Source organism: Streptomyces sp. LBL (assembly GCF_029893585.1).
In the GTDB taxonomy this organism is placed as follows: Bacteria; Actinomycetota; Actinomycetes; order Streptomycetales; family Streptomycetaceae; genus Streptomyces.
The window spans coordinates 110,087-130,832 of the sequence record NZ_JARXYX010000004.1; the positions used below are offsets into that span (position 1 = coordinate 110,087).

The following is a 20,746-nucleotide window of genomic DNA, read 5'->3' on the forward strand; positions in this document are numbered from 1 at the left end:
CCTCCCCGGCGGCCACGCACTACGGTGGGATACATGCCCGAGCCCTCCGTGCGGGATTTGCCGAGGTACCGGGCGGGCTCCTGCGCCAATCTCTCGGCGCGAGGCCGCACAGCGTCCTGGACTGCTCGTGCGGGATCGGTACCCAGGCCATCGGCCTGGCCCTGGCCGGGCACCAGGTCATCGGCAGCGACCTGAGCCCGGTTGCCGCCGCGCGCGCCGCCGCCGAGGCGGCGGCCCGGGGCAGCCGGCTTCCGGCCGCTGCGGCCGACATGCGCCAACTGCCTTTCAAAGAAACGTCATTCGACGTCGTCCTGTGCGCGGACAACTCGCTCACTCACCTGCTCTCCGGGCAAGATCTCCGGGCGGCACTCCTCGGCATGAGACGGGTACTCCGAGACGACGGACTGTTGGTGATCACTGTCCGGGCCTACGACGAGACGCGCCAGACCAGACCCACGGCGACACCTCCCCAGGTCTCGGAGACACGCGACGGCCAAGTGATCACCTTCCAGCTGTGGCACTGGCACGAAGACGGCGAGCGCTACGACCTGGAGCACTTCCAGCTCACCCCCGCGGAGAACACCTGGCATGTCCGATGCCGCCGGAGCACCTACTGGGCGCTGACGCCCCCGCAGCTGACAGAGTTCGTGGCTGAAGCCGGCTTCACCAACATCACCTGGCACAGTCCGGCCTCCAGCGGGTACTACCAGCCCGTGCTCACCGCACACCGCGCTCCCTCAGCGCAGTAGTCCAGACATCGGTTCCGCCCTTCCTGGCTCTCCATTCCTCTCTGGCAAACCGGTGAACGTCGCAGGTCACAGCACTAGTTGGAGACGTGAGGGCTCGCCAGCGCAGCTCCGAAGTATCCCTTGCTGCTTCTGACGGTGATTCCCGCGCTCTTGCCGCACAGGTTGACCGAACCGCTCAGAACCGGACCGGAGGCCGAGCCGCGGGCGGTCCACAGGCAGCCGTCGCTGTTCTCCGTGGGTACGCCGACGACTGTCTCCGCCTTGCCGTCCCTATTGAGGTCGGCGAGATGGACGGTCGCGCCGAACTGGTCGCCGGTCTCCGCTGCGCCGGGCACGCCGGCCGTGTTCTGGGTGTATCCGACTGCCTTGGTTGTGGTCAGGCCGGAGGCGGAGCCGCGCAGCAAAACGGAGGTGCCCGCCATTTTGAGCTTGCCGACCGCCTCACTGGGAGAGCCGACGAGGACGTCGGCGTACCCGTCGGCGTTGACGTCGCCGACGCTGAGTGACTGTCCGAACTGGTCGCCGTCCTCAGCGGCTCCCGGGACTCCCGCCGTGTCCTGGTGGAAGACCTGCGGCCGCTGGTCGACGGTGATGCCCTGCGCGCTGCCGTAGAGGACCTGAATTTCGCCACCGCGGTGCGCCGCGCCGGTCGCGTTCATAACGGAGTCGTCATCCGCGATACCAGTGACGAGGTCGCCGTAGCCGTCACCGTTGATGTCACCGATTTGGCCGGCGTGGCCGTCGGCGTGGGGAAGTTCGGTGGGCCAATTGGCGAAATAGTCGTCAGTCGGGGGACCGTTGTCGAGGTACACAGATCCGCGGAGGTCGTCGTCCGAGGGACCAGGCAGCCAGAAGCGCTCCGCTCTGCCGTCACCGTTCACGTCGCCCATCACCACCCCACGGGTACCGCTAAGGCGCTCATCCAGATAGTTGGAGGCTGCCTTGCCTGTACGGGCGAAGGGACCGCTGTAGGAGGCGCCCTCGCATCGCGAGCCGATGGTCACCTCCGGGGCGCCGTCCCCGTTCATGTCGCCTGTGGCCAGGGAGTTCCCGAAGCCGCAGTAAGTGCGGCCGTCCCCATATCCGGCTGGCGGAGAGATGGCCGCGCCGCCCGAGAGCCCGCGGGGCCCACCCCATACGACGGTCGCAGAGCCCCGGGAATCCTTGTCGCCGACCTGCTCCCTCGGGGTGCCGACGATCAGATCCGCGTACCCGTCCCGATCCAAGTCGGCGCTGGTGACCGTCGTGCCGAAGGCGTCCCACTCCTCCGGGACGCCAGGGATGCCGGAGGTCGCCTGTGTGATGACCGTCCGGCGCGTGGTGCTCACTGATGAGGCCGACCCGTACAAGATGACGACCGCGCCAGCTTCCTCCAGGCTGCCATTGGCGGCGTAGGGCGCACCGATAGCCAGATCCCGGTAGCCGTCACCGTTGAAGTCGTCCTGGACAGCCGCGGTGTTGGCCCCCTTGTAAGGGCTGGTGGCGGCAGCCGTCGTCGGGGTGAGGGCAACGGCGAGAAGGGGGGCGAGCACGGCGGCGGCCGTGGCTGCTCTGCGCAACGGAACTCCTTGACGGAAGGACGGGGACTGCAAGGAACGCGGTACGACTGAAGCGACAGCACGTGAAGCTCAGTCGACCTACTGGACACACCAGAGGCCCTCATGGTTGTGCGCGCATCCCTCCCATCTCAGGGCTGCACCTGCACCGCCGTCTCGATAGCTCTCAAGCCTGCTGATCTGGGGGGACTCGGCAAAATTTGAACCTGCAACCTTCTGATCCGCAGCTCCAGCCGGATCGGCCGGTGACGGCCATGCGGCCGCTACGAGGCTCCGGAGGGACGCTACCGGGCGCGGACGATTGCCGGGGTTGCGGTACCTGACTGCTGTACCGCAGGATCCCGACGGGGGTGACCATGGAACGGCATGCGCTGGAGAAGCTGGAGGTCTCCCGGCCTACGCTGCCATGGCGATCACACGGCGGAGTCGGGCTTGAGAGCCTCGATGAATGCGACGAAGGCCCGGGTCGGGAAGAGGAGGGCGGCGTAGGCGGGGTCCTTGGAGTCTCGTATCGCTACTCGGGTGAAATCGTTTGCGATCTCTACGCAGGCGTTGCCGTCGCCGCTGCCGGAGTAGGACGACTTCCGCCAGTTCTCGGGGGTGGTCACCGGGAGCCTCACAGTTCCTTGGCCAGCGTCTCTGGAACTCTTAAGGATCCTGGGTCATCGCGTGGCCTCGAGAGGTGGAAGCGGTGACGAGCGCGGAGGGTTCCGGGCCGATCCTTGGGTAGAGCCCGTGTGCGGCATCACTGGCGGTGACGCGGTGCCAGCGTCTGGACTGTGTCCGGCTCTTTCGAGTCAGGCACACCCGGGGATCGCTGCCCCGCCGGACGCTGAACCGGTCACCGCAGATGAAACACGATGCCAGTGGCGGGGACCGCGCGCACTTCAAGCACGCGGCGTGTATGTCAGGTAGAACGAGAGTCAGTCCATCGGGTTACGCCCGAGCCGGAATCAACTTGCCGCAGCTTCCCCAAGCCAATCGCCGCACAGTTGGAGACCCTGTGGATGAAGTCTTGTGACCGATCGGGGTCGAGTGACATCGCCTCCACTCTACGGAAAAGTGTTCGGTATACGCCGAGTTGGGCTTCGGAGTCGATGAAGAGTGTGCCGTGCGGGCCGTCGCGGACCACGGTGTCCAGCCTGGGGACGGCGCAGCCGGCGTACACCATGGCGGCTGTGATGTCGGCGAAGTCGTCGAGGTCGAAGGGGATGACACGTACGGCGACATGCTCAGCTTCGGAGAGCTCCAGGACGCGGGCAAGCTGAGCGCGTGAGGTGACCTTGCCGCCGACCCTGATCCGCAACGCTGCCTCATGGACCAGCGCCTCGTACGTCACCGGGTGGGGCTTCTCAAGGATGACCCGCCGCTGCATTCGATGGCGGACGCGCAACTCAAGCTCATCCTCAGGAAGTTCGGGAACCCTGCGCGAGAAGAGGGCCCGGCTGTAGTCCTCCGTCTGCAGAAGCCCCGGGACGTGCAGGAAGTCCACATCCCACCGGTAAGCGGCGTGGTGCTCCAGCTCGGACAGGTCCAGGAACGAGGTAGGCAGAAGGCCTCGGTACTCCTCCCACCAGCCGCGCGTCCGGTCGGTGGCCATCGCTGCCAAGGCATCGACCAACGCCTCGTCCGTACACGCGTAGTGGGCCGCAAGGCGGCGAAGCCGCTGCTCGCTCACTCCTGTGATGCCGGACTCGATCTGACTGATCTGGACGGAGTTCACGCCGAGCAGCCCTGCCGCCTCGCGCGCACTGAGGCCGGCCACGTCCCGGAGCCTGCGCAGTTCGACCGCCAGACGCAGAATGATGCCGCCCGAGAAGTCGACGGGCAGGAACTCGGCTTTAGGCAGGAGGTCAAACTCTCCGCCATGTCCTGGCGAGGCACTGGCGGCTACTTGACGCCGATGACGCGTACGTTGCCACCCTTGCTGCGCATCCACTCCTCAAGCTCGCCGCCAGACAGCTCTCGAGATCCTGCCTTATCGACAACGACCGCAGGACCAAAAACGGATCCGGTCATCGCTTCGATCTTTGTATTCTCATCCAGCGTAACTTGGAACGAATTCTCATCGACAACAGAGTCACGGAGATCAGCTGAACGAAAATCAACATGCAACAGCGACGACCCCATGAAGCGCGTACCGCGACAACTCGCACCTGAAGCGTCGACGTCACAAAGAGAGGCCTTTACCAAGTTCGCAGCATCCAGATTGGCATTTCGCAGAATGGCATCATCCAGATTGACCCGCACGAGCGAAGCACCTGTGAGATCAGCTCCGGTGAGGTCCGCTCCCTGCGCATCCGAACGATACAGCTCAACTTGGACGAGCGTCGCGTTTATGAGCTTCGCGTCGGTGAACCATGACTCAGAGAAGTCACCGTACGAAAGGTCCGCACCGCTGAAATCAAGCCCCACGGCGTCAAGCCCACCTTCTCCTTCAAGCCACTCCCGCAACCGCTGAGCGGCGCTCTCGTTCTGCGGCAGCCCTACGGGAGCCCACCCCTTACGGGTACCAGATGACATCGTCTCCCCAGCCATTCTTTTCCACAATGGACGTCACGTCGTCGATCGCTGCCTGATTCGCGTTTCTAATATCCAGAATAACAATCCGTCCCTTCGCGACTATTTGTTCATGAAGTTTGTTGACCCATCGCCCATTGTTCGCTGGATCATACGCACCACGGAACGGCTTCGACTTGTCGCGGACATTGTTGAACGGCGGCCAGTCCGAGTGCACTCCCTTGATGTCATAGTACCGGCCAGTGCTCGGCGAGTAGAACTCACCGCGGTCCGCCTCAGTGGGCCGTTGGATGTCATCTGGTAGCCGCTGCTGCTCCCGAAGGTCTAGGCCCACACGCCCCTCGTCTTTCGAAGGTTCTGATATTCCGCCATTCTTGTCCGGGTCACGTTGCAAGGCGTCGAAATCTTCTGGGCTGCGCTGTGCGACCTCATCCAGATGTTGCCAGTGCGCCGCGCGTTCCTCCGGCGACATTTCGGGCAACGGATCGTTCTCGCGGGGGCGGTCCGCTCCCGTTCCGGCATCGGGTCCATTCGGCCCATCACCACCAGTGGCCGGACCGTCGTGGCCACCATTTACAGGTTCATCGGCGTGACCACCGATCGTCGGCTGCTCGTTGTCGCCACCCGTGATTTCGTGCCCGCTGCCGCCAGACGGCTCATGGGGACCGCCGTCGTGTTCACCACCATGACCGGTCGGCGGTTCGTGACCGGCAGACGGGCCCGCGCCATGCTCGTGACCTGTTCCGCCAGGGAGGTGGTCGCCCGCGCTGCCGCCGGGGAGATGGTTGCCCGCTGTGCCGACGGGGTGGTCTCCTCCAGCATGGACTGCGGGCACGTCGCCGCCCGCGTGCACCGCCGGTGCGGTAGGCACCTCCTCCCCGACCCGCCCCACGGCGCCGAGGTCGCTGCCCAGACGGACGTGTCGGCCTGCCTGGTCGGCGGTGTGGGCGCCCGCGCCCACCAGTGCCGGTTCCTTCACCGGGGAGTCGACTCGTGGCACGTCCGCGCCCGATGCCGGGTTGCCCGAGGTCGGCTTGTCGACCACGTCCGTGGGGGCGTTGTCGACGGTGTCGATGACGTTGCCGTGGTGGTCGAGGAGGTTGCCGTCGCCGTCCATGTAGTGGGCCGGGGAGCCCTCCACGCTCGGCAGTTTCGTCGTGCCGGCTGGGAGGACCGGGGTGTCGTGCGGGAGTTGGATGGTGCCGTCGGGCAGCTTGGTCGCGCCTTCCGGGATCGCCGTGCCCTCGGGGAGGTGCAGGGTGCCGTCGGGGAGCTTGACCGCCCCCTCGGGCAGGGTGAACGCACCCTCCGGCAGCGTCGGGATGTCGATCGCGCCGACGCCCTTCAACCCCTTCGCGATGTCGCCGATCTTCGACAGACCCGCACCCGCGCCCTTGGCGATGTAGGTCATCGGGTCGATGACCTTCCCCGCCTTCCCGGCCACCGACAGGACCTTCGCCACCGCGCCCGCCTTGCCGGCACCCGACACACCGGCTCCGGCACCACCCGTGAACACCGTCGTCAGAACGTTGAAGGTGACCGCCCCGGCCGCACGACCCGGGTTCTTGCCCCACTCGTCCCACGCCACCAGCGCCTTGCCCGTCTCCTTCATCGCGGTACGCGAATCACGGATCCACGACGGGAGCTTGTCGTCAGGCACCAACCAGAACGCCGTACCGACACCCGGGATCGAGGCAAGAGCCAGACCGGTCGCCAACTGCGCCAGGCCCTTCCAGGCCTGGCCCATCGCGTCCCAGCCACCGAAACCGACCAGCGTGCCCAGGCCCTTGATCGTCCCCCAGATACCGTCCACGATCAGGCCGTCCCACACGAACGACTTCACCCAGTGGCCGACCTCGTACCAGTGATGCTTCTCCTCCACCGGGTCACCCCAGGGAAGCTTCGCGTTCTTCAGATCGTCCGCGTTGAACCCGTACTGGTCCTTACGGTCCGAGCCGTCCCCGGCGACCATCTGCGTGCCGCCCCACAACGTCGTGATCTTGTTGTGGCAGGTGCGTTCCGCCGCCCAGAACGCCGCCACCGTCGCGGTGATGTCGTCGCGGATCTGGTTGTGCTTGTCGACCTTGTCCTCGTCGTACTCCCAGTCGTCATCGTCCTTGACGGAGGAGACGAACGACGTGGCGTCGGCCTTCAGCTGCTTCAGCTTGTCGACGAGGGGGCGGACCTCCGTCGCGTACGACGACAACGCACCCGACACCGTCTCCAGGTCCGTGGCGAAACCGTCCGCCCGCTCCTGCACCGGCTTCGTCGTCGCGAACAACTGCTCCGCCTCCGGAGCCGTGTAGTACGCCGACAGGCCCTGGAACTGGGAGTGCACATCCACGCCGGTCTTACGGACGTCACCCGCGTCCTTCTTCAGGTCCGCGAAGTCCGTCTCCAGCTGCGTCAAGTTCCCCGTGAACTGGGGAATCTGGCTTGGCTGGATCACCGCTTGCCCGCCCCCGGCATATCCAGCTTCGGCTCGGCCAACGCCTTGCGCTGCGCCTCCGCCGCCATCTCCTGGTCACCGTTCAGGTAGGCGGTCGTCGCGTCCACCGCACCCTGCAACGACTTCCCCGCCCGCGCCGCGACGTACTGCAGATCCTTCGACGCCCGCTCCGCATACTGCGACAACGCCAGCGCGACAAGACCACCCGCCGCCTTCTCCCCGCCCTCGCCCCCACCGCCCTCGGCGGTGATCGTGCCGGCGCTGGTCGCCGCCGACGTCAGATGCTTCCCGAACGCCTTCGCGTGCTTCTCCAGGTCCGACGCCGTATCACCGGTCGTCTTCAGGACATGCGAAATACCCTGCGGCTTCAAATCCCAGCCCGACACCGAAAACCCCCGTTTTCCTGAACTGCCGTGAACGCGAACGCGAACTCGAACCCGGGCTCGGACTCGGACCCGGGCTCGGACTCGGACTCGGCCCCGAACCCGGGCTCGGCCCCGAAGCCGAACCCGAACTCGGACCCGTCCGTCAGCCGATGTTGTTGACCGCGGCCTTCGCCCGCTGGATCGTCGACTGCGCCGTACCGTCGTTCTTCTCCAGCGTCGACTTCAGCAGACCGATGATGCTCTTCACCTCGTTCGAGGCGTTCGTCCACCGCTGTTCCTTGCCGTGGTACTCGTCCGCCACGCCATCCGCCGTGAAGTCCGCCATCGCCGTCTTCACCTGACGGTCACGGTTCGCGATCACCTCTTCCAGACGACCGATCACCACCTGGATGTTCGACTGCGCATCCGCCGACGCGTTGATGTCGTACGACCGACGATCAGAACCCGAACCCGCCATCACACACCACTCCCCGAAGTCTGGAAGAAAGCCCACACAGAACGAAGGCCAAGCTCAGCGGAAACGAGCCCCGTCGAAGTTGGCGGCACCCATCTGCTGCTTCGCGTTGTCGCCCTGCTCCTGGTCACCCGAGCTGAACGCCGAGTCCATCCCGGACTGACCGCCCAGGATCGCCGCCAGCGACGAGTTCAGGTCGGAGGTGATCTGGTCCGCCCGACCCTTGAACTGGTCGAACATCGCCCGACCCGAACCGTTGAACTTGCCCTCCAGCGGCGTCGCCGCCTGCACCAACTGCCGGATCAGCGAGCCGAGATCATCACTCGACCCCCGCGAATCACGCTGCAGCTGCGACAGCGTCTGCGCACCCATGTCGAACTTCATCACGCCTCCCCCGTTGGATCCTTACCATCAGGTCGTGTCCATTACATCTCTACCAACTCCCCGATCGCCCATGCAATCAACAATCGGCGGTAGTTACAGAGGCAGCACAAACACAAGACCACGACACGAGGGCGTATGCGAGCAAACGGTTAATAGGCGGACGTTGTGGGCGGTATGGGTGGTACGGGCGGTGCGGGCTGCACGAAGGCCGCCGTCGGTCCCTCGCGACAGATCAGCAGCAGCGCCCGGTCGTCGTTGACGTCCTTCGCCACTGCCTCGATCAGGTGCCAGGCGGCTCCGTGGAAGCCGCCGGCGACATAGCGGTCGGCCTCGCCGGTGAGGCGGTCTATGCCCTCGACTATGTCGCGGTCGGACGTCTCCACCAGTCCGTCCGTGAACAGCATCAGTACGTCACCGGGGCGGAGGGAGCCCTTCACGGGGTCGAACTGCGCGCCGTCGTACACACCCAACAGCGGGCCCTCGGCCGCTTTCTCCTCCCAGCGGCCGCTGCCCGCGCTGAGCTGGAGCCCCGGCGGGTGGCCGGCGGAGTACAGCTCGTAGTCGCCGGAGTCGAGGTCCAGGACCAGGTGGATCGACGTCGCGAAGCCCTCGTCCCAGTCCTGGCGGAGCAGATAGCCGTTCGCGGCGGGGAGGAAGGCGTGCGGAGGGAGCGAGCCCAGCAGGCCGCCGAAGGCGCCCGACAGCAGCAGCGCCCGCGATCCCGCGTCCATGCCCTTGCCGGACACGTCCGTCAGGACGACCTCCAGGGTGCGGTCACCGTTCGTCCGGGCCGCGACAACGAAGTCCCCGGAGAACGACTGGCCGCCGGCCGGGCGCAGCGCCATCTCGCGGTGCCAGCCCTGCGGGAGTGGAGGGAGCTTGCTCTGGACGCGGATGCGTTCGCGCAGGTCGAAGAGCATGGTGCCGCCGCGCCGCCACGGCACGCCGACCCGGCTGCGGAACTGGGCGATCAGGAGACCGAAGAACCCGCAGGCGGCGACCACCAGGACCACGCCCGGAGTGACCCGGGAGGGGCCCTCCGTGTACGGGCCGAGCTGCACCGACTCCACGATCAACGCGGTCGCCGCCGCCGCGTACAGGCCGAGCAGGCTCGCCGGGCGCAGGAGCAGCCCGCCCGCGACGATCGGCAGGACCAGGGCGGCCGGTGAGCACCACACCGAGTTCATGAGCGTGGTGGCCGCGATCAGGGGCACCGTGATGAGCAGGCCGGCCAGCGCGACCCAGTCCGAGCCGTCGCCGCGGAAGTAGTCCACGGCGCTTCTGCGCATGCCGACGCGGGCCCGGTGCCACTGCATCTTCAACCGGGCCGTGAACGTCTCGGCTTCCGCGCGCCGCCCTCGTCCTGCTGCCATTAGTTCGGGACCCTATCCATCGGACCAGCCGCTTGGCACGGGAGGTCCCACTTGTCCCCCGTCCGAGGCTGAACTTCACAGTGAACTTCACAGAAGGCCGCCGCGCTGCCATCACGTGGAAATTCCCTGGCCCGCCCCGCGATGCCTTGATAGGCATGGTCCATGGTGACTGACTGCGGGGCGGGCTGTGGGGCGGGATGCGAGACCGGCCGCGGGACCGGTTTTCGTGCTGGTTGTGGTGCTGATTGCGGTGCTGACTGTCGTGTCGGCTGCCGCGCCGGCTGCCGTGTTCGCTTGGTGCTGATGGCGAGTGCCGGCCATGGCTCCTGACGTACGCGTTCTGCGGCAGGACGACTGGCCTCGTTGGCGGCAGCCGGACGGGTGCGGGAGCTGCGGCAGGGGGCGTTGGCGGAGGCGGCGGTGGGGTTCGGGTCGCCGGTGTCGCCGTGGCTGCCGCACGGTTTCTAGAGCCGGGCGTGGTGGGACCGGACTGGGCCGGGCCGGGCGTAGTGGCTCCAGGATCCAGACCGGTTCGGGCCGGGCGTGGTGGATCCAGACCGGTTCGGGCCCGGCGTAGTGGATGGGGACCGGTTCGGGCCCGGCTTGCGACCGTCGGAGGGTTCCTGGGGTTCTCAGGGTTTCTGACAGGTCGGGCACCAGAAGAGGTTGCGGGCGGCGAGGTCGGCGGTGCGGATCTCGCCGCCACAGATGTGACAGGGCAGGTGGGCCCTGCGGTAGACGTAGACCTCGCCACCGTGGTCGTCGACGCGTGGCGGGCGGCCCATCGCCTCCGGGGTGTGTTCCGGGCGGACGGTGTCGATGCGGTTGGTGCGGACGCCCTCGTGCATGAGCTCGACGAGGTCCTTCCAGATCGCGTCCCACTCGGCCGGGGCCAGGTCCTGGCCGGCGCGGTACGGGTCGACGTGGTGCCGGAAGAGGACCTCGGCACGGTAGACGTTGCCGACCCCGGCGACGATCTTCTGGTCCATCAGCAGAGCGGCGATCGTCGTACGACTGCGGGAGATCCGCTGGTAGGCGGCGCTCGGGTCGGCGTCGTCGCGGAGGGGGTCGGGGCCGAGGCGGTCGTGTACGGCCTGCTTCTCGGCGGGGGTGATCAGGGCGCAGGTCGTGGGGCCGCGGAGATCGACGTACGACGTGTTGTTCGCGACGCGGAGACGGACCGTGTCCGTGGGCGCGGGCGCGGGCGCGGCGCCGAAGGTGACCTTGCCGAAGAGGCCGAGGTGGATGTGCACCCAGTCGCTGTCGCGGAAGCCGAGGAAGAGGTGCTTGCCGTGGGCTTCGGTGGTGGTGAGTTCCGTGCCGGTGAGGAGGGCGGCGGCGTCGGTGAACTTGCCCTGGGGGCTGGTCACCCGCGGTGCCGTGCCGACGAACGCGGCGGAGTAGTCCTTGGCCAGCCGGTGGATGGTGTGCCCTTCCGGCACGGCGTTCCCTTCCTTCGCGTCGCCCCCGGGGCTCAGCCCGGCCCCCGCTCTGGAGGCTGCCGCCCCGGACCCGCTACCGAACACTTGCCCCCACCCTTCAGGGTGGAGGTGTAGGGCATCCTGAGCCCAGCGGCCCGGAGGGCCGCAGCGGCACTGCTAAATTCGCCTTGTCCGACAACGTAGTTGGCGGACCTACCGCCGGACTGGCGGGACGTCAAGCCTGTGGAGACCTTGTCAGACCACCCTCGGGTGGCAGGGGCCGATGAAGCAGGAACCCAAGGGAGCACCGCGTAGCGGTGCTGACCGGAATCGCCTGCGTTCACGCAGGCGAGGATGTCAATGCTGCGGATGGTGCGCCGGGATCGGCGGCAGGTCGCCCGTCGTCTCGTAGGCGGCCAGCATCTCGATGCGGCGGCTGTGCCGCTCGTCACCGGAGAACGGGGTGTTGAGGAAGGTCTCGACGAACTTCGTCGCCTCCTCCTGCGTGTGCATGCGCGCGCCCACCGCCACGACGTTCGCGTCGTTGTGCTGGCGGCCCAGCGACGCCGTCTCCTCGCTCCAGGCGAGCGCCGCGCGCACGCCCTTCACCTTGTTCGCCGCGATCTGCTCGCCGTTGCCGGAGCCGCCGATCACGATGCCGAGGGCGTCGGGGTCGGCCGCCGTACGCTCCGCGGCGCGGAGGCAGAACGGGGGGTAGTCGTCCTGGGCGTCGTAGATGTGCGGACCGCAGTCCACGGGGTCGTGGCCGGCCGCCTTGAGCCAGTCGACGAGGTGGTTCTTGAATTCGAAGCCCGCATGGTCGGAGCCGAGATACACGCGCATGGGACGAGTGTGACACGAACGTTTCGGGGCAGCAGCCTCGGGGGTTCGGCGCGAAAACTCCAGGCAATGCTACGAAAGCTCAGGAAAAGCTCAAGTAACGATCCGGATTCAAAGGTTCACCTAACCCTTTGCCTCCGATTCACTGGACCGACTCGTTCGCCCTCGTACACCGCTCGTACGGGGCCAGTTCAACCGGCGCAAAGGAAATCCGCCCATGACGTCGCAGCCGACCCTCCCCCAGGCCGGTCACGCCCCAGGAGCCCCCGGTGAACCCGGCGGTGGCCTCCAGGCAGGCCTCAAGAACCGTCATCTCTCGATGATCGCCATCGGTGGTGTCATCGGGGCCGGACTCTTCGTCGGCTCCAGCTCCGGTATCGCCACCGCGGGCCCCGGCATCCTTCTGTCATACGCCCTGGTCGGCACGCTCGTCGTGCTGGTGATGCGGATGCTCGGTGAGATGTCCGCCGCCAACCCGACCTCGGGTTCCTTCTCGGCGCACGCCGACCGGGCGCTGGGGCGCTGGGCCGGGTTCTCCATCGGCTGGCTGTACTGGTTCTTCTGGGTCGTCGTGCTCGCCGTCGAGGCGACCGCCGGGGCCAAGATCCTGGAAGGGTGGGTGCCCGCCGTACCGCAGTGGGGGTGGGCGCTGATCGTGATGGTGGTGCTGACCGCCACCAACCTCGTCTCCGTCGGCTCCTACGGCGAGTTCGAGTTCTGGTTCGCCGGGATCAAGGTCGTCGCGATCGGTGCGTTCATCATCGTGGGCGGGCTGGCCGTGTTCGGCGTGCTGCCGGGCGTCGACAGCGACAAGGCCGGACTGGGCAACCTCACCGACCACGGCGGGTTCCTGCCCAACGGGCCCGGCGCCGTCCTCACCGGTGTACTGCTGGTCGTCTTCTCCTTCATGGGCAGCGAGATCGCCACCCTCGCCGCCGGTGAGTCGGAGGACCCGCAGCGGGCTGTGACAAAATCCACCAACAGCATCATCTGGCGTATCGGCATCTTCTACCTCGGCTCGATCTTCGTCGTCGTGACTCTGCTGCCGTGGAACGACAAGTCGATCGCCGAACAGGGCTCCTACGTCGCCGCCCTGGACTCCCTCGGCATCGCGCACGCCGGTCAGATCATGAACTTCATCGTGCTGACCTCGGTGCTCTCCTGCCTCAACTCCGGCCTGTACACGGCCTCCCGGATGGCCTTCTCGCTCGGTGGGCGGGGGGACGCCCCGAAGGCGTTCGCGCGGGTCAACGGCCGGGGTGTGCCGATGGCGGCGATCCTCGCGTCGGTCGTGTTCGGCTTCGTCGCCGTTTTCTTCAACTACCTGTCCCCGGACAGGATCTTCCTCTTCCTCGTCAACTCCTCCGGTGCGGTCGCACTGTTCGTGTGGCTGGCGATCTGCTTCTCGCAGCTGCGCATGCGGAAGATCATTCAGGCCGAGGCGCCGGAGAAGCTGGTCGTGAGGATGTGGCTGTACCCGTACCTGACCTGGGCGACGGCCGCGCTGATCGTGTTCGTCCTGGGCTACATGCTCACCGACACCGAGCACGACGGCCGGGAGACCGTGCTGTTGTCCCTGCTGGTTGCGGCGATCGTGCTCGTCATCGCCTTCGTGAAGGAGCGCGTCCAGAGCGGTCGTACGCCCAGGAAGGGCTGAGCGCGCCGCAGGCGCCCGACGCCGAAGGGGCTGTACCGCACGCACGTGTGCCGTACAGCCCCTTCGGCGTCTCACAGGACCGGCCTGGCGCCGAGAGACGCCGGGACACCGGGAAACGCGGCAGAGGCTCGCCGGGTTGACGTCGCAGTACGACGACCCGGCGAGCCTCTGCCGCGGGAACTCGGGAACTCCGGAACTCCGGAACTCCGGAGTCAGCGCTTGAGCAGCTTCCAGGCGGTGGGCAGGACGCCCATCGCCAGGGCGGCCTTCAGGGCGTCGCCGATCAGGAACGGGGTGAGGCCGGCCGCGATCGCCGCGGAGGCCGAGAGGCCGGCGGCGTAGGCGAGGTACGGAACACCGACGGCGTAGATGATCGCCTCGCCCACCAGCATGGTGCCCGCCATGCGCGGCACCGAACGGTCGGCGCCGCGGCGGGCCAGGGCGCCCACGGCGACGGACGCGAGGATCATGCCGAGGATGTAGCCGAAGGCGACGGAGACACCGGAGGTGCCGTTGGCGAACCACGGCACTCCGGCGAGACCGGCCAGCGCGTACAGGACGAGCGCGGACACCCCGCGGCGGGCGCCGAGGCCGGTGGAGACGAGCAGCGCGGCGAAGGTCTGGCCGGTCACCGGGACCGGGGAACCGGGCACGGGCACCGCGATCTGGGCGGCGAGGCCGGTGAGTACGGCGCCGCCGGCCACGAGGGCGATGTCCCGGACGCGGGAGGCGGGGAGCAGGTCGGCGAGGACCTGGCCGGTGCGGGCGGGGGCGACGGCGGTGCTCATGGGGACTCCGCGAGGGTGTGAACGGCGGGGGACACGGTGACGCTATCCCAGGCGCCTCGCGCCGTTCACCGTGAGCGCTCGACAAAGGGTGGAGCGGGGGCTTGGTGGGCTCTGCACAAAGAGTGGGAGTTACACCCGGTTCGACGTGATGCCGGTCACTGAGGTGGAGTGGTGCGGGCGACGCCCAGGGCGCCCTGGACCTCTGTAGGGTTCCGCCAACGCGTCCGGCTGCGTGGAGAGCAAGTGCCGTCTGCCGTCCGGGCGGCGGTGGGGTGTGACGGGGCTTTCGTCGACAGCGTGGACATGTGCCCTCACGCCCGTCGGTCACCGTCCGGGCAGCGGTGGGGGCTTTCGCCGGCCGCGTGGAGGCCGGCCGCGTGGACATGTGCCGTCTCGCCCGTCGGTCGCCGTCTGGGCAGCGGTGGGGGCTTTTGCTAGCTTCGTGCGCATGCTTGCCCAGGCTCGGAACTTCTCGTCGCGTCGCTATGTCGACCTGCGACGCGTGGGCACAGCCACCTGTCGCCGCCCCTGAGGCGGGCGGAACGGCTCCGGCGCGCCTCGACGCATGAGACGGCGCAGTGTCGGACCCGTTCCTGAGGAAGACTCCCATGCCCCGTACCGCGGCACCCCCTCTCACCTCCCCCGTACCCCGCGCCGCCGACAGCGACCGGCGCCGGACGAACGCGAGCGTCGTCCTGCGGTCCGTGCTGGAGCACGGGCCCGTCGCCCGCAGCACCATCTCCCGGCTGACCGGGCTGTCCCCGGCGTCGGTCACCGACTACTGCGCCCGCTTCACCGAGGCCGGGCTCATCCGTGAGGCCGCCGCGCCCAGGCGCTCCCAGGGTGCGGGCCGCCCACATGTGCCCGTCGACCTGGACGACTCCCGGTTCGTAGTGGGCGGAGTCCATGTGGCCGTGCCCTACACGACGGTCGCGGTGCTGAATCTGCGGGGCCAGGTGCTGGCCGAGCGGCGGTTGAAGCACGAGGGTCACGAGGGTACAGAGCCCGCGTCCGTGCTGGAGTGCGCCGCCGACGGGCTGGTGGCCCTGCTCGACGAGTTCCCGGGGTACCGGCCCCTGGGCGTCGGCTTCGCGGCCGGCGGCTGGGTGGACGGGGAGACCGGGACCGTCGTCGAGCACCCGCTGCTGGGCTGGCGCGAGGTCCCGGCACGGCAGGTGATCGGCGCCCGCGCCGGGCTGCCGGTCCATGTGGACGGGCACGCGCGGGCGTTGGTCAACGCGGAGCGGCTGTTCGGGCGGGGGCGCGGCAGCCGGAGCGTGCTGCACCTGTTCGTCGGCAACGTGGTGGACGCGGCGTTCGCGACCAACGACGCGGTGCATCACGGCCCCCGCTCGCAGGCCGGCGCGATCGCCCATCTGCCGGTTCCGGGCGGTACGGAGCCCTGCGACTGCGGCCGAACCGGCTGCCTCCAGGCCGAGTTGAGCGAACGGACGCTGTGCCGCCGGGCCCGTGCGGCGGGCGTCATCGCCGGGGTGAACCCGATGCGTGTGGTGGCCGCGGCGGCGGGCGGCGACGTGAGGGCCGTAGGGCTGCTGGTGGAGCGGGCGCGGACGGTGGGCCGGGCGGTGGGGCTGCTGCTGGACGTGCTGAACCCGGAGCGGGTGGTCGTCACCGAGATCGGGATCATCAGCCGTGAGGACTGCCTGCTCGCGCTGCGCGAAGCGGTCGGACCGAACCGCGCGGCGGACGTGGTGCCGACGAGTTTCCCGGATTCCGTGCTGGCCATGGCGGGCGGCGCGGTGGCGCTGGACGTGCTGTACCGGGATCCGCTGAGCCTTCCCTGCCGGGATCCGCTGAGCCTCCCAGCGGCACCGAATTAATTCAGAAAGTCGGAATGTTGACAGGGGGTGCGCATGACCGGGAACATCCTTCTCATGAGCTGTCGCACCCTTTGTTGCTGACGCGTTGACCGCCCGGAGCGCCGCCTTCTTGCCGCGCCCGGAGCGCCTCCTTCTTTCCGCGTGAATTCCTGTTCCGGTTTCCCTCTGCCCGGCTCTCCTCTGCCGGACTCCCCTCTGCCTGGCTTTCCTCTGCCCGGAATTCCGCGTGCCTCATCGCCTTCACCACTTCGTCCTACGGAGTTCCTCTCATGCCATCTCTGTCTGCCTCCGGCGTCGACCGGCGGCTTTTCCTGACCTCACTGCTCGGTGTCACCGCCGCCGCGGCCGGCCTGAGCGGCTGCGCGCAGAGCAGCGCCGCCACCAGCGCACAGGGCGCCCCGTCCGCTCCGCTGGCCGACAAGGTCCCGGCCGGTACGAGCCTGAAGATCGCCTCCTACCAGAACGTCCAGCAACTGCAGTTCAGGCTCGCAAAACTGGGTGACCTGCCGTTCAAGGTGAGCAGCTGGGCGAACATCGGCGCCGGTCCCGACGTCATCAACGCCTTTCGCTCCGGCTCCCTGGACGTCGCCGCCAACGCGGGAATCCCGCCGATCCAGGCGCATTTCCAGGGGTACGACGCGAAGATCGTCGCGATCGATATCACCCGCAAGCCGAACTACCTCTTCGCCACCAAGCCCGGCAGCGAGATCCGCACGGTCGCGGACTTCAAGGGGAAGAAACTCGCCTTCTCGCAGGGGCAGGCGCAAGGTGTCGTCCTCCTGCGGGCGCTCAAGAAGGCGGGGTTGGCCTACGACGACGTGAAACTCGTCCCGCTGACCAGCAACCAGTTCCTGACCGCGCTGCAGTCCGGCCAGGTGGACATCGCGCCGCTCGCCAACCAGCAGGCGCCCGCCTATCTGAAGCAGTACGAGTCCAGGGGCGCCCACGCCGTCACCACCGACGTGGTGGACCTGCTCAACCTGCTGTGGGCGCCGGTCTCCGTCCTCGACGACCCCGCGAAGGCGGCCGCGGTCGCCGCGTACATCCCGTACTGGGCCAAGGGCCAGGTCTGGCAGTACGAGCACCCGGACGTCTGGAACGAGGAGTTCTACGTCAAAACGCAGAACCTGACCCTCCCACAGGCGCAGTCGATCACCGAGCTGGCCAACAAGCCGTTGTTCCCGACGAGTTGGGACGAGGCCGTCAAGTGGGAGCAGGAGACGGCCGATCTGCTGGCGGAGGGCGGTTTCGTGAAGAAGTTCGACGTGGCCTCGCTGTTCGACCATCGCTTCGAGGGTCTCGCCGCGAAGTCCGTGTCGGCGGAGTACCGGAGGTGAGCGCCATGACCACGACCACGGCCACGGCCGCCGTCGCGGCCCCCGAGGTGAGCTCTCCGGTCCGCAGGCGCCGCCGGCTCTCCCCGGGCAAGCGCCTGCCCGCCTCCCGGCTGGTCGGCCCGGTCCTCTTCCTCGGCCTGTGGGCCGCCGCCTCCGCCGCCGGACAGCTCGACCCGGCCGCGATCCCGGCGCCCTGGACGGTACTGAAAACCGGAGCTCACCTGTGGGCCGCCGGGACCTTGCCGACCGACATCCTGACCTCACTCCAACGGGCCGGATCCGGCTTCGCGATCGGCCTGACCGCCGGAGTCGCGCTAGCCCTGGCCTCCGGGCTCACCCGGGCCGGGGAGGCGCTGATCGACGGGACCGTGCAGCTCAACCGGGCGATCCCGACCCTCGGTCTGATCCCGCTCTTCATCCTCTGGCTGGGCATCGGCGAGACCTTCAAGATCGCGATCATCGCCATCGTCGTCTATGTCCCGATCTACCTCAACACGCACGCCGCCCTGTCCGGCATCGACCACCGGTACGTCGAACTCGCCGAGGTGCAGGGCCTGTCGAGGTTGGCCTTCGTCCGGCAGATCGTCATCCCGGGCGCGCTGCCCGGCTTCTTCGTCGGGCTCCGGCTCGGGGTGACCGGTTCCTGGCTGGGCCTGGTGGTCCTGGAACAGATCAACGCCACCAGTGGACTCGGCTACATGATGTTCCAGGCCCAGAACTACGGCCAGACGGACGTCATCCTGGTCGGCCTGGCCATCTACGGCATCTTCGGCCTGGTCTCCGACAGCGCGGTCCGTCTGATCGAACGGAAGGTGCTGTCATGGCGACGCACACTGAGCAGCTGACCCGGCCCACCGTCCAGCTCCGGGGCCTGACCCGGTCGTTCGACCGGCGCACGGTCCTCGACAGCATCGACCTCGACCTGCCGCCCGGGCAGTTCACGGCCCTGCTGGGACACAGCGGCTCCGGCAAGAGCACGCTGCTGCGGGCGATCGCGGGCCTCGACCACGAGGTCGTGGGGAGCGGCCACCTCACCGCCCCCGAACGGGTGTCCGTGGTCTTCCAGGACTCGCGGCTGCTGCCCTGGCGGCGGGTGCTGGACAACGTACTGCTGGGAACCGACGGAGAGGACAAGGGGCGGGAGGCCCTCGTGGAGGTGGGCCTGGAGGGCCGCGAACGCGCCTGGCCCAACGAGCTGTCCGGCGGGGAGGCCCAACGCGCCGCCCTCGCTCGGTCGTTGGTCCGGGAACCCGAACTCCTGCTGGCGGACGAGCCGTTCGGTGCCCTGGACGCGCTCACCCGCATCAAGATGCACGGGCTGCTGCGTGAGCTGTGGAAACGGCACCGGCCCTCCGTGCTCCTGGTCACCCATGACGTGGACGAGGCGATCGTGCTCGCCGACCGGGTGCTCGTGCTCGACCAGGGCCGTATCGGCCTCGACCTGACCATCGACCGCCCGCATCCGCGCTCCTACCGGGATCCGCGGCTGGGCGAGCACCGGGAGCGGCTGCTGGCCGCGCTCGGCGTAACGGAGGACCACCGATGACCAGACAGCTCCACCTCAACGCGTTCCTGATGAACACCGGCCACCACGAGGCGTCGTGGCGGCTACCGGAGAGCGACCCGTACGCACACACGGAACTCGACCACTACGTCCGTCTCGCCCGGATCGCGGAGCGCGGCACCTTCGACTCCCTGTTCCTCGCCGACGGACCGCAGCTGTGGGGGAACCTGGCCCAGCGCCCCGCCGGCGCCCTGGAGCCGCTCACCCTGCTGACCGCCCTGGCGACGGCCACCGAGCACATCGGTCTGATCGCCACCGCCTCCACCTCGTACAACTCTCCCTACAACCTGGCCCGCAGGTTCGCCTCCCTCGACATCATCAGCGGCGGCCGGGCGGGCTGGAACATCGTCACCACGGCCGGTGCGGAGGCCGCCCGCAACTTCGGTCTGGCGGCCGAGCCCGCGCACGCCGAGCGGTACGCCCGTGCCGCGGAGTTCCTCGACGTGGCTCTGAAGCTCTGGGACAGCTGGGAGGACGACGCGATCGTCGCGGACAAGGCGGCCGGCGTCTGGGGCGACGACGCGAAGATCCACCCGCCCCGGCACCAGGGGACGTACTTCAGCGTCGCGGGGGCGCTCAACGTCCCCCGTACGCCACAGGGTTACCCGCTGCTGGTGCAGGCGGGGTCGAGCGAGGACGGGAAAGGCTTCGCGGCCCGGTACGCGGAGGCCGTGTTCACGGCCCAGCAGACCATCGAGGACGCACATACCTTCTACGCCGACCTCAAGTCCCGTACGGCGGCGACCGGTCGTGATCCCGACCACATCAAGGTGCTGCCGGGTATCGTCCCGGTGCTCGGTTCCACGGAGGCGGAGGCACTGGCGGCCGAGCAGCTCCTGGAGGACCACATCGTGTACACACACGGGACGACCCGCCTGGAGGGGCTGCTGCAGCTGGAGCCCGGGACGCTGGAGTTGGACGCCCTGCTCCCCGCCGACCTGCCCCCGGAGAGCGCGATCGAGGGCGCCAGGAGCCGCTACACCCTCATCGTCGAACTGGCCCGGCGCGAGCGGCTCACCGTGCGGCAGCTGATCGGGCGGCTCGGCGGCGGGCGCGGGCACCTCACCTTCGCCGGGACGCCCGAGCAGGTCGCCGACGAGATCGAGACCTGGTTCACCCGGGGCGCCGCCGACGGCTTCAACATCATGCCGGCCGTACTGCCGTCCGGCCTCGACCTGTTCGTCGACCACGTCGTCCCGCTCCTGCGCACCCGCGGTCTGCTCCGTGCGGAGTACGGACCACGCCGCACCCTGCGGGACCGCTACGGCCTGCCACGCCCCGCGAACCAGTACGTCGACTCCCCCGCGGCATCCGCTCTCGTCTGAAAGGACACCACCGGCCTGAGCCTCCCTCGCCCTCGCCCCAGCCACCGGCACGGCCCCCACGTGACACACGTGGGGGCCTGCTTCTTGCCCACACCCCCCTTA

The 20,746-nt window shown here is 68.3% G+C and carries 18 protein-coding genes and 1 pseudogene; 7 read left to right on the plus strand and 12 right to left on the minus strand.

Features of this window, described 5'->3' with window-relative positions:
* Positions 1-80: 80 nt before the first annotated feature.
* Positions 81-749, plus strand: a pseudogene (locus M2271_RS05945) (class I SAM-dependent methyltransferase); the annotation flags it as partial.
* 74 nt (positions 750-823) lie between these two features.
* Here M2271_RS05945 and M2271_RS05950 read toward each other — a convergent pair.
* The 11 genes from M2271_RS05950 to M2271_RS06000 form a co-directional block, all read right to left on the minus strand.
* Complete coding sequence (locus M2271_RS05950; RefSeq protein WP_280886034.1) at positions 824-2,308, minus strand: FG-GAP-like repeat-containing protein; 1,485 nt, start codon at positions 2,306-2,308, stop codon at positions 824-826.
* A 410-nt stretch (positions 2,309-2,718) separates the two neighbouring features.
* Positions 2,719-2,913, minus strand: a complete 195-nt coding sequence (locus M2271_RS05955; protein WP_280886035.1) for a DUF397 domain-containing protein — start codon at positions 2,911-2,913, stop codon at positions 2,719-2,721.
* A gap of 299 nt (positions 2,914-3,212) precedes the next feature.
* Positions 3,213-4,106: a helix-turn-helix transcriptional regulator gene (locus M2271_RS05960; protein WP_280886233.1), complete on the minus strand. Its 894-nt coding sequence runs from the start codon at positions 4,104-4,106 to the stop codon at positions 3,213-3,215.
* An 89-nt stretch (positions 4,107-4,195) separates the two neighbouring features.
* Complete coding sequence (locus M2271_RS05965) at positions 4,196-4,720, minus strand: pentapeptide repeat-containing protein (protein ID WP_280886036.1); 525 nt, start codon at positions 4,718-4,720, stop codon at positions 4,196-4,198.
* Between the two features lie 88 nt (positions 4,721-4,808).
* On the minus strand, positions 4,809-7,274 hold the full coding sequence (locus M2271_RS05970) for a hypothetical protein (protein WP_280886037.1): 2,466 nt from the start codon (positions 7,272-7,274) through the stop codon (positions 4,809-4,811).
* Positions 7,271-7,660: a DUF6507 family protein gene (locus tag M2271_RS05975; protein WP_280886038.1), complete on the minus strand. Its 390-nt coding sequence runs from the start codon at positions 7,658-7,660 to the stop codon at positions 7,271-7,273. The genes M2271_RS05970 and M2271_RS05975 overlap by 4 nt, the downstream gene beginning before the upstream one ends.
* Positions 7,661-7,802: 142 nt before the next feature.
* A complete protein-coding gene (locus M2271_RS05980) occupies positions 7,803-8,117 on the minus strand; it encodes a pore-forming ESAT-6 family protein (RefSeq protein WP_280886039.1) in 315 nt (104 codons plus the stop codon).
* A gap of 54 nt (positions 8,118-8,171) precedes the next feature.
* Positions 8,172-8,498: a hypothetical protein gene (locus M2271_RS05985; protein ID WP_280886040.1), complete on the minus strand. Its 327-nt coding sequence runs from the start codon at positions 8,496-8,498 to the stop codon at positions 8,172-8,174.
* Positions 8,499-8,647: 149 nt separating this feature from the next.
* Entirely contained in the window at positions 8,648-9,871 is a 1,224-nt protein-coding gene (locus tag M2271_RS05990) for a PP2C family protein-serine/threonine phosphatase (RefSeq protein ID WP_280886041.1), read from the minus strand.
* 632 nt (positions 9,872-10,503) lie between these two features.
* Complete coding sequence (locus M2271_RS05995; RefSeq protein ID WP_280886042.1) at positions 10,504-11,313, minus strand: DNA-formamidopyrimidine glycosylase family protein; 810 nt, start codon at positions 11,311-11,313, stop codon at positions 10,504-10,506.
* Between the two features lie 336 nt (positions 11,314-11,649).
* Positions 11,650-12,135, minus strand: a complete 486-nt coding sequence (locus M2271_RS06000) for a ribose-5-phosphate isomerase (RefSeq protein ID WP_280886043.1) — start codon at positions 12,133-12,135, stop codon at positions 11,650-11,652.
* A gap of 214 nt (positions 12,136-12,349) precedes the next feature.
* Between M2271_RS06000 and M2271_RS06005 the strand changes: the two genes are divergently transcribed.
* Positions 12,350-13,789 carry an amino acid permease gene (locus M2271_RS06005; RefSeq protein ID WP_280886044.1) on the plus strand — a complete coding sequence of 480 codons (1,440 nt, stop codon included), beginning with the start codon at positions 12,350-12,352 and terminating at the stop codon, positions 13,787-13,789.
* Between the two features lie 212 nt (positions 13,790-14,001).
* Here M2271_RS06005 and M2271_RS06010 read toward each other — a convergent pair whose 3' ends face one another.
* Complete coding sequence (locus M2271_RS06010; RefSeq protein ID WP_280886045.1) at positions 14,002-14,577, minus strand: biotin transporter BioY; 576 nt, start codon at positions 14,575-14,577, stop codon at positions 14,002-14,004.
* A 608-nt stretch (positions 14,578-15,185) separates the two neighbouring features.
* Between M2271_RS06010 and M2271_RS06015 the strand changes: the two genes are divergently transcribed.
* The 5 genes from M2271_RS06015 (at position 15,186) to M2271_RS06035 (ending at position 20,644) form a co-directional block, all read left to right on the plus strand.
* Entirely contained in the window at positions 15,186-16,418 is a 1,233-nt protein-coding gene (locus tag M2271_RS06015) for an ROK family protein (protein WP_280886046.1), read from the plus strand.
* Between the two features lie 269 nt (positions 16,419-16,687).
* Positions 16,688-17,755 (plus strand): ABC transporter substrate-binding protein, encoded by a 1,068-nt coding sequence (locus M2271_RS06020; RefSeq protein ID WP_280886047.1) that lies wholly within the window; start codon positions 16,688-16,690, stop codon positions 17,753-17,755.
* A gap of 5 nt (positions 17,756-17,760) precedes the next feature.
* Positions 17,761-18,600, plus strand: a complete 840-nt coding sequence (locus M2271_RS06025) for an ABC transporter permease (RefSeq protein ID WP_280886048.1) — start codon at positions 17,761-17,763, stop codon at positions 18,598-18,600.
* Positions 18,576-19,301 carry an ABC transporter ATP-binding protein gene (locus M2271_RS06030; protein WP_280886049.1) on the plus strand — a complete coding sequence of 242 codons (726 nt, stop codon included), beginning with the start codon at positions 18,576-18,578 and terminating at the stop codon, positions 19,299-19,301. Before M2271_RS06025 ends, M2271_RS06030 begins: the two co-directional genes overlap by 25 nt.
* Complete coding sequence (locus tag M2271_RS06035) at positions 19,298-20,644, plus strand: LLM class flavin-dependent oxidoreductase (RefSeq protein ID WP_280886050.1); 1,347 nt, start codon at positions 19,298-19,300, stop codon at positions 20,642-20,644. Before M2271_RS06030 ends, M2271_RS06035 begins: the two co-directional genes overlap by 4 nt.
* Positions 20,645-20,746: the final 102 nt, after the last annotated feature.